The sequence below is a fragment of the Sphingopyxis granuli NBRC 100800 genome (assembly GCF_001591045.1).
Lineage (GTDB): Bacteria > Pseudomonadota > Alphaproteobacteria > Sphingomonadales > Sphingomonadaceae > Sphingopyxis > Sphingopyxis granuli.
Genome location: NZ_BCUA01000124.1, coordinates 1 through 7,816, shown reverse-complemented (window position 1 = coordinate 7,816; position 7,816 = coordinate 1). Strand labels below are relative to the sequence as shown.

7 protein-coding genes are annotated in these 7,816 nt (G+C 67.1%); 4 read left to right on the top strand and 3 right to left on the bottom strand.

Annotated elements, in window-relative coordinates:
* Window positions 1-90 precede the first annotated feature (90 nt).
* Window positions 91-1,839 (bottom strand): DUF885 domain-containing protein, encoded by a 1,749-nt coding sequence (locus tag SGR02S_RS18150; RefSeq protein ID WP_174521676.1) that lies wholly within the window; start codon window positions 1,837-1,839, stop codon window positions 91-93.
* Between the two features lie 127 nt (window positions 1,840-1,966).
* Between SGR02S_RS18150 and SGR02S_RS18145 the strand changes: the two genes are divergently transcribed.
* The 4 genes from SGR02S_RS18145 (at window position 1,967) to SGR02S_RS18130 (ending at window position 6,161) form a co-directional block, all read left to right on the top strand.
* A complete protein-coding gene (locus tag SGR02S_RS18145) occupies window positions 1,967-3,283 on the top strand; it encodes an MFS transporter (protein WP_082797226.1) in 1,317 nt (438 codons plus the stop codon).
* Between the two features lie 124 nt (window positions 3,284-3,407).
* The gene (locus SGR02S_RS18140) at window positions 3,408-4,082 is read left to right on the top strand and encodes an RBBP9/YdeN family alpha/beta hydrolase (RefSeq protein ID WP_067113364.1); all 675 of its coding nucleotides are present in this window, start codon (window positions 3,408-3,410) and stop codon (window positions 4,080-4,082) included.
* On the top strand, window positions 4,079-4,999 hold the full coding sequence (cysK, locus tag SGR02S_RS18135; protein WP_067113361.1) for a cysteine synthase A: 921 nt from the start codon (window positions 4,079-4,081) through the stop codon (window positions 4,997-4,999). Before SGR02S_RS18140 ends, cysK begins: the two co-directional genes overlap by 4 nt.
* A gap of 10 nt (window positions 5,000-5,009) precedes the next feature.
* Complete coding sequence (locus SGR02S_RS18130; RefSeq protein ID WP_067113359.1) at window positions 5,010-6,161, top strand: cell wall hydrolase; 1,152 nt, start codon at window positions 5,010-5,012, stop codon at window positions 6,159-6,161.
* Between the two features lie 127 nt (window positions 6,162-6,288).
* Here the strand turns inward: SGR02S_RS18130 and SGR02S_RS18125 are convergent, their stop codons facing one another.
* Both SGR02S_RS18125 and SGR02S_RS18120 read right to left on the bottom strand, forming a co-directional pair.
* The gene (locus SGR02S_RS18125; protein ID WP_067113357.1) at window positions 6,289-7,425 is read right to left on the bottom strand and encodes a zinc-binding dehydrogenase; all 1,137 of its coding nucleotides are present in this window, start codon (window positions 7,423-7,425) and stop codon (window positions 6,289-6,291) included.
* A gap of 73 nt (window positions 7,426-7,498) precedes the next feature.
* The coding region (locus SGR02S_RS18120) for an inositol monophosphatase family protein (protein ID WP_276525665.1) at window positions 7,499-7,816 on the bottom strand (318 nt) is incomplete at its 5' end.

Below are 7,816 nucleotides of genomic sequence, written 5' to 3'. Positions count from 1 at the left end.
TTTCTTTCGGGGATGCAAGAAGAAGGACGGTGCTTCGACAAGCTCAGGGCAAACGGCAGAAAGGGTGATGCAGATTTAACGCACGATTTTCTAGAACACCGCCTTCGGCGCGTCTTCCTTCATCATCGCCTGGCGCACCATCGGGATCGGCGGGCCGCCGTAGGACAGGAACTGGTCGTGGAAGGCCTTCCACTTGGTCCGGTCGCCCGCCCCCCCGTTCTTGGCTGTCCAGTCCTCGCGCAGCTTGCGGATCATCAGCTTGCCCATCGTGTAGTTGAGGTAGAGCGGGTCATAGGTGCCGCGCGCCGCCTGTTGCCGGGCGTTGCCCTCATCCTGCCAGCATTGTTCCTTGAACAGCTTTTCGGAGTCGGCGACGGTCATGCCCTTGGTGTGCAGGCCGATCGCCGAAAGATAGCGGCAATCGCGCAGCAGCGCGTTCGAAAGCTGGCCGATATGCGTTTCGGGGTCGCCGTCCCCCAGCCCGGCATCCCACATCATCTCCTCGGTATAGTGCGCCCAGCCCTCGGCGAAGGCATAGCCGACGAACAACTTGCCGAAGATGCTCTCGGCGCGGTTCGAGTGGAGGAAGTTGAGGAAATGGCCCGGCCACACCTCGTGGACCGAGGTGAACATCAGGTCCTTGCGGCCCGGCACGAAATCCATCTGCGTCTGCTTGTCCCACGCGGGGTCGGGCGGCGAGATGTAATAGACCGACGGCAGGCCTTTCTCATACGGCCCGGGGATGTCGATATAGGCGCTGTTCTGCCGGTTGTAGGGCGGCGATTCCTCGACCTGCGCCTGTTCGGTGCCGGGGATCGTGACGAGGTCCTTTTCGACGAGGAAGGCGCGCAGGGCGGGCAGTTGCCGCCGCGCCTCGGCGACCGGACCGTCGGCGGGCTTGTCCGCGTTCATCTTCTTCATGCAGTCGGCGATCGTCATGCCCGCGGCATAGGTCGCGCAGGCGGCCTTGAGCGCGTCCTGGTTGCGCTTGAGGTCGGCCTGGCCGATGCGTTCGAGTTCGTCGAGCGGCGTGTCGACCCCCTCGTTGGCGAGCAGCATCTTCGCGAACCGGTCAGGCCCCAGCGCCCAGCCGTCGGCGGTGCCGGGCTTCGAGCCGACATAGGCCGCAAGGTCCTTCATCGCCGCCGCCGCCTTTGCCGCCGCGTCGTCGAACTGCTTCTGGAGTTCGGGATCCTTGACCTCGGCAAAGGCCTTCTTGGCGTCGCCGGTATAATAGTCGGCAAAGCCGCCGAAGCCCGCCGTGCCGAACTTGACGAAGGTCGCGGGCAGCGGAAGCGTCAGGTTCGCCTTGATCTGCTCCGCGGCGGCGGGGACCTTCTGCGCATAGGCGATGAACGCCTTCATCCGCGTCGCAGCGTCGGCATAGGGGCGCGAGACATAGACGTTGGGATCGAGCGAGCCGACGTAGAAGGCCGGGTTCCGGTGCGGGAAGTCCGCATCCTTCAGGAAGAAGAGCTGCCCCTCGGCCACATGGACCAGATAGTCGCGCTCGAATTTCTCGGCATCGGTCATCTGCGCGTCGAATGCCCTGGCGTCGGCGATCGTCTTTTCGAGATAGGCGATCTGCTTCTGGATGCCTTCGGGCGACCAGTCGGGCAGTTGCCCGTCATATTCATGCTTGCCCTGATAGACCGCGAAGTTCGGATTGAGCGGGAAATAGCCGGCGAGGAAATTGTCGCGGAACTCGGTCCAGTTCTTCGCCTGCTGCGTCGAGGCGGCCCCGTCGCCCGATGCGTCGCCCGACGCGTTGCAGGCGGTCAGGACGAGGAGCGCGACCGCCATCGCGGCCCCGCCGAGGTGGGCAAATCTGGGTTTCATGCGGGTATCTCCCTGTTTTCCGATGGCGCCTCTTCTGGCATCCGCCCCCGCGCGTGGCACCCGATAATCGACGAACGACAGCATCGCGCCTCTGGACAGCCGGGATTGCCGGGCTAGGAGCGGGACCATGGCCACCATAGCACCACCGCCCGACGAAGAGCCCGCGTTGCCGGGAGACGGCGCGGCCAGGGCCCCTTCCCCGCTGCGCTATGCCGATTACCGATATTACTGGTTCGCACGCTTCACCGCGGTGATGGCGACGATGGCGATGGTGGTGGTCATCGGCTATCAGCTCTACGATACCGCGCGCACCGATTACGGCATGTCGATCCGCGAGGCGTCGTTCCAGCTCGGCCTGCTGGGACTGGTGCAGTTCGTGCCGCTGGCGATTCTGACCCCGGTCGCGGGCTGGGCGGCCGACCGGTTCGAGCGGCGCAGCGTCGCGATCTTTTCCAACCTGATCGACATCGGCATCGCCGCAACGCTCGGCTGGTTCACCTGGACCGGAGGGCTGACGCTGCCGCTGCTGTTCGCGCTCGCCGCGCTGCACGGCGTGGCGCGCGTCTTTTCCGGCCCGGCGATGTCGGCGATCGCCCCCAATATCGTCCCCATCGAGGTGCTGCCGCGCGCCATCGCGATGAGCAGCATCGCCTGGCAGTCGGCCGCGGTCGTCGGCCCCGCCGCAGGCGGGCTGATCTACGCCGCGCATCCGGCCTCGGTCTATGTCTTCGCGGCGGTGCTGCTCGCGCTGTCGGCGCTCACCCTCGGCCGGGTGCGCCCCGTGCTGCCGCCGCCCGCCGAGGTGCGCGGCCACCCGCTACGCGAGATGGTCGACGGGCTGCAATTCACCTGGAAGGAGCGCTTCCTGCTCGGCACGATCACCCTCGACCTGTTCGCGGTGATCCTGTCGGGCGCCACCGCGATGCTGCCCGTCTACGCCCGCGACATCCTGCACGCCGGGTCGGAGGGGCTGGGCTTCCTGCGCGCCGCGCCCGCGATCGGGGCGGCGATCGTCGCGCTGGGGCTCGCGATCCGGCCGATCGAGCGCAACGTCGGGGTCAAGATGCTGTGGGCGGTCGCGGTGTTCGGTGCCGGCACCGTGGCGTTCGGCCTGTCGACCAACTTCGCGCTCTCGATGCTGCTGCTGATCGTCATGGGCGCGGCGGACATGTTCTCGGTCTTCGTGCGCGGCACGCTGATCCAGCTCAACACCCCCGACCATATGCGCGGCCGCGTGAGCGCCGTGTCGGGCCTCGCCATTTCGGCATCGAACGAGCTTGGAGAGATGCGCGCGGGCGCGATGGCCGCGGTGCTCGGCCCGATCGGCGCGGTCGTCGTCGGGGGCGCGGCGGCGATCGGCGTCACCGCGATCTGGGCGTGGCTGTTCCCCGAACTGCGCCACGCGCGCACCTTCAAGCCGCAGTTCGAACCGGCGGCGCGCTGAGCGCATCACCGCTGGTCGCAAAAGGTCCTCGCTCCGTCCAAAAGCTATTGTCTATTTATTTAGTTGAATTATGGTGAGCACACCCGTCACCGCGGCTTCCTCTTCCCTCGATGGAGAAACCGCCATGCACAATGCCACCATCCACTACCGGATCCTGACCATCCCCGGCCTCAACAACAGCGGGCCCACCCATTGGCAGAGCCTGTGGGAGCGCAAATTCTCCCGCTGCGAGCGCATCGACCTCGGCCGCTGGGATGCCCCGGACAAGGGCGAATGGGTCGAGCGGATCGACCATGCGATCGCCGATGCCACCGACGACGAACCGATCCTGGTCGCCGCGCACAGCCTGGGTTGCCACGCCTTCGCCCACTGGTTCGCCGCTGCCGGCGGACTGGCCCGCGCGCGGCTGGCGGGGGCGCTGCTCGTCGCCCCGCCCGACCTGTCGCGCCTGCGGCACGATCACGGCCTGACCGGCTTCGCCGACGCGCCCGCCTTCACCTCGCGCGTCCCGATGACCGTCGTCGCCAGCGACAACGATCCCTATGCGAAGACCGCCCACGTGTGGCGCCTGTCGCGGCAATGGGACGCGCGCTTCGTCAACGCCGGTCCCTTCGGTCACCTCAATGCCGACTCGGGGCTCGGGGACTGGCCTTATGGACAGTATCTGCTGGCCTCGTTACAACCTGCGCCGACGCCCGCGCTGGCCGACGAAAGGCTTTGGATCCGCTCGGGAGACTGGCCGAACCGGGTCCGTCGCGATCCCCGCTTCGAACATAGGGAAAGTGCACACAGACGATGAAAGCCAATTCGATCCTCGAAACCATCGGCAACACGCCGCACATCCGCGTCGCGAAACTGTTTCCCGACGCGGAGGTGTGGATCAAGTCGGAACGCAGCAATCCCGGCGGGTCGATCAAGGATCGTATCGGGCTGGCGATGATCGAGGCAGCCGAGCGTGACGGCAGCCTGAAGCAAGGCGGCACCATCGTCGAGCCGACGTCGGGCAACACCGGCATCGGCCTGGCGATGGCCGCCGCGGTCAAGGGCTACAAGCTGATCCTCGTCATGCCCGAAAGCATGTCGATCGAGCGGCGGCGCCTGATGCTCGCTTATGGCGCGACCTTCGACCTGACCCCGCGCGAAAAGGGCATGAAGGGCGCGATCGAACGCGCGATCGAACTGGTCGAGACGACCCCCGGCGCCTGGATGCCCCAGCAGTTCGAGAATGACGCCAACGTCGAGGTCCACCTTCGCACGACGGCGCAGGAAATCCTGACCGATTTCGCCGATTCGCCGATCGACGCGCTGATCACCGGCGTCGGCACCGGCGGCCACATCACCGGCTGTGCCCAGCTGCTGAAACAGCATTGGCCGGATCTGAAGGTGTTCGCGGTCGAACCGACCGCGTCGCCCGTCATTTCGGGCGGCCAGCCGGGTCCGCATCCGATCCAGGGCCTCGGTGCCGGCTTCATCCCGCGCAACCTGCACACCGACCTGCTCGACGGCGTCATCCAGGTCGATGCGGGGGATGCCAAGCAATGGGCGCTCCGCTCCGCGGCGGAGGAGGGCCTGCTCGTCGGCATCTCCTCGGGCGCGACGCTCGCCGCGATCCACCAGAAGCTTCCCGACCTGCCCGCGGGCGCGCGCATTCTCGGTTTCAACTACGACACCGGCGAGCGTTACCTGTCGGTCCCCGATTTCCTGCCCGAAATCTAGGATCACCGCCATGCCGGGCAGCGACGAGCGCGATCCGCCGGCCTTGCGGCGCGACGGCGCGGGATGGCTGTTCGCCCTGCTGGCGGCGATCGCGATCGTCGCCGTCCTGCATGCCAGCGCGCGCGGGCCGGGCGCGGACGCCGCCGTCCGGCCGCACCCCGTCGCTCCGCCGCCCGACGTCGTGCCCGCGGTGCTGCCGACCGAACTCGCCCCCCTCACCGAGGATGATGCACGCACCGAAAACGCCCATATCCCGCTGGTGAAGAAGGGTTTCGTGGCGGCGCGCCCCTTCGTCTATCCCGGCAACGGCGACAATCGCGCCCGCGCGCGCGACTGCCTTGCCTCGGCGATGCTCTACGAGGCGGGCGACGATGCCAAGGGCCAGCGCGCGGTTGGACAGGTCGTGATCAACCGCGTCCGCCACCCCGCCTTTCCCAAGTCGATCTGCGGCGTCGTGTTCCAGGGATCGGAGCGGGCGACCGGATGCCAGTTCACCTTCACCTGCGACGGGGCGCTCGACCGCCGCTATTCCGATGCGGCATGGACGCGCGCCCGCGCACTCGCCGACCGGATGCTGTCGGGATCGACCGACCCCGAGGTCGGGCTCGCCACCCATTATCATACCGACTGGGTCCGCCCCTATTGGAGCGACAGCCTCGAAAAGATCGCGGTCGTCGATACGCATCTCTTCTTCCGCTGGCCGGGCTATTGGGGCACGCCCGGCGCCTTTCGCGGCGCCGTCGCGGGAAGCGACGGCCCGGTTGCCAAGCTTGCCGCGCTGTCCCCGTTCCATGCGGCGGCGCTGATCGCGCCGGTCGAACTGGCGGGCGCCGATGCCAAGGCCGAGATCGGCGAGACGCGGATCGTTCCGGGTTCCGGCGGCGGCGCGGGGCGCGACGCCCTCTATGTCCAGCTCGACCACCGCGCCGCGCCCGAAAGCTTCGTGGCCACGGCGCTGCGGCTGTGCGGCGACCGGCCCTATTGCAAGTTCATGGGCTGGACCAACCCGGTGCTGAAGCCCGATTCCGACGCGATGAGCGAAATCCAGCGCGCGGCGATGACCTTTTCCTATCTGCGCGACGACAAGGCGGCGTTCGAGAAGGCGCTGTGGAACTGCACCGAATACAAGCGCGACGACAAGCGTCAGTGCATGAAGCGGTAAGGCGGCTCCGTTTCATCGTCATTGCGAGCGGAGCGAAGCAATCCAGAGCGGTTACCACAAGCTCCGGATTGCCACGCGGCTTCGCCGCTCGCAATGACGAGCGGGTTCATGCCGACGCTGCCCTGGATCAGCGGTGCGGACGGATCAGATATTTCTCGCCTGTCCGCTTGGCGTTATAGGCGGCGACCGCATCGAGCGACAGCGTATCGACCAGCGAGATTTCGTGGCTGTAGTGGCTCTTGAAGGTCGTGGTCAGTTCGTCCGCGACGCGCTGGCGCATGCGGCCGACGACCTCGGCACCGGCCTTCTGCATGAAGGGGGTGAGCAGGAAGCCCGAGAGCGACCAGGCGAAACCGAAGCTGCGGTTGAGCACGGTCGGCCCCATGTCGAGCCCGCCATAGATATAGACCTGCTTGAAGCTGTCGGAGCCATAGCGGCTGTAATTGGTCATCCGCTTCACCGCCGCGGCCTCCATCGCCGACAATATCTGTCCCGCCAGCTTGCCGCCGCCGATCGCGTCGAAGCCGAGCGTCGCGCCCGTCTCGGTGATCGCGGCGATCAGCCGGTCCATGAAATCATCGTCGCTGCTGTTGACGATATGCTTCGCACCCAGCCCTTTCAGGATTTCGACCTGCGCGGCGCTGCGCACGATGTTGACGAGCGGAATGCCGTCCTTCGCGCAGATCTTCACCAGCATCTGGCCCAGGTTCGACGCCGCCGCGGTGTGGACGATCGCGCTGTGCCCCTCCATCCGCATCGTCTCCGTGAAGGCGAGGCTGGTCAGCGGGTTGACGAAGCAGGAGGCCCCGTCCTTCGGATCGGTCCCGTCGGGCAGCGGCATGCACATCTGGACGGGCAGGCAGCGATATTCGGCGTACATCTCGCCGCCGAGCAGCGCCACCGTCCGGCCGAGCAGCGCCTGCGCCTCCGGCGAATCGCCGGCCTTGACCACAAGGCCGCAGCCTTCGTTGCCGATCGGCAGCGCGTCGCCGACGCGGCTCGCCATCGCGCGCATCCCCTGCGGCGGAATGTCGGCGGTGACGACCGGCAGGCCGTCGCGGGTCGCGGCGCGTGCCGTCGTCATGTCGGCCCCGCCGAACAGCAGGCCGAGGTCCGACGGATTGATCGGCGTCGCCAGCACTTTCACCAATACCTCGTGCGCTTTGGGTTCGGGCATCGGGCGCCGCTCAAAAAAGACTTCGAGCTCGCCCTCGGGCTTGACCAGCGTCAGCATGACGAGGTTGGTGGCTGGCAGGTCGGTCATCGCATATCTCCCGGTTTTCAGTTTCTCGATGCAACCGATCTAGGCGAGCGCGTGCCGGCTGGCAATGGCGACCTCACCCCTGCGCGGGTCGATATGCCGCTGCCAGTCGCAGCACTGCGTCGGCCAGCTCCTTCCGGCAGATCAGCAGGTCGGGCAGATAGGGATCGGGGTTGTTGTAGCGGATCGGCGACCCGTCGACGCGGCTGACGTGCAGCCCGGCGGCGGCGGCGACCGCGGCGGGGGCGCAATTGTCCCATTCATACTGGCCGCCGGTGTGGAGGTAGATGTCGGCCTGCCCCTGCACCACCGCCATCGCCTTGGCGCCTGCCGATCCCATCGCGACGAGTTCGGCGCCGAGCCGCTCGGCGACGAACACCGCTTCGGCGGCGGG

Bases quoted from the DNA above. Each gene is read 5' to 3' on its own strand.
- SGR02S_RS18150 (WP_174521676.1), bottom strand. From the start codon at position 1,839: ATGAAACCCAGATTTGCCCACCTCGGCGGGGCCGCGATGGCGGTCGCG.
- SGR02S_RS18145 (WP_082797226.1), top strand. From the start codon at position 1,967: ATGGCCACCATAGCACCACCGCCCGACGAAGAGCCCGCGTTGCCGGGA.
- SGR02S_RS18140 (WP_067113364.1), top strand. From the start codon at position 3,408: ATGCACAATGCCACCATCCACTACCGGATCCTGACCATCCCCGGCCTC.
- cysK (WP_067113361.1), top strand. From the start codon at position 4,079: ATGAAAGCCAATTCGATCCTCGAAACCATCGGCAACACGCCGCACATC.
- SGR02S_RS18130 (WP_067113359.1), top strand. From the start codon at position 5,010: ATGCCGGGCAGCGACGAGCGCGATCCGCCGGCCTTGCGGCGCGACGGC.
- SGR02S_RS18125 (WP_067113357.1), bottom strand. From the start codon at position 7,425: ATGACCGACCTGCCAGCCACCAACCTCGTCATGCTGACGCTGGTCAAG.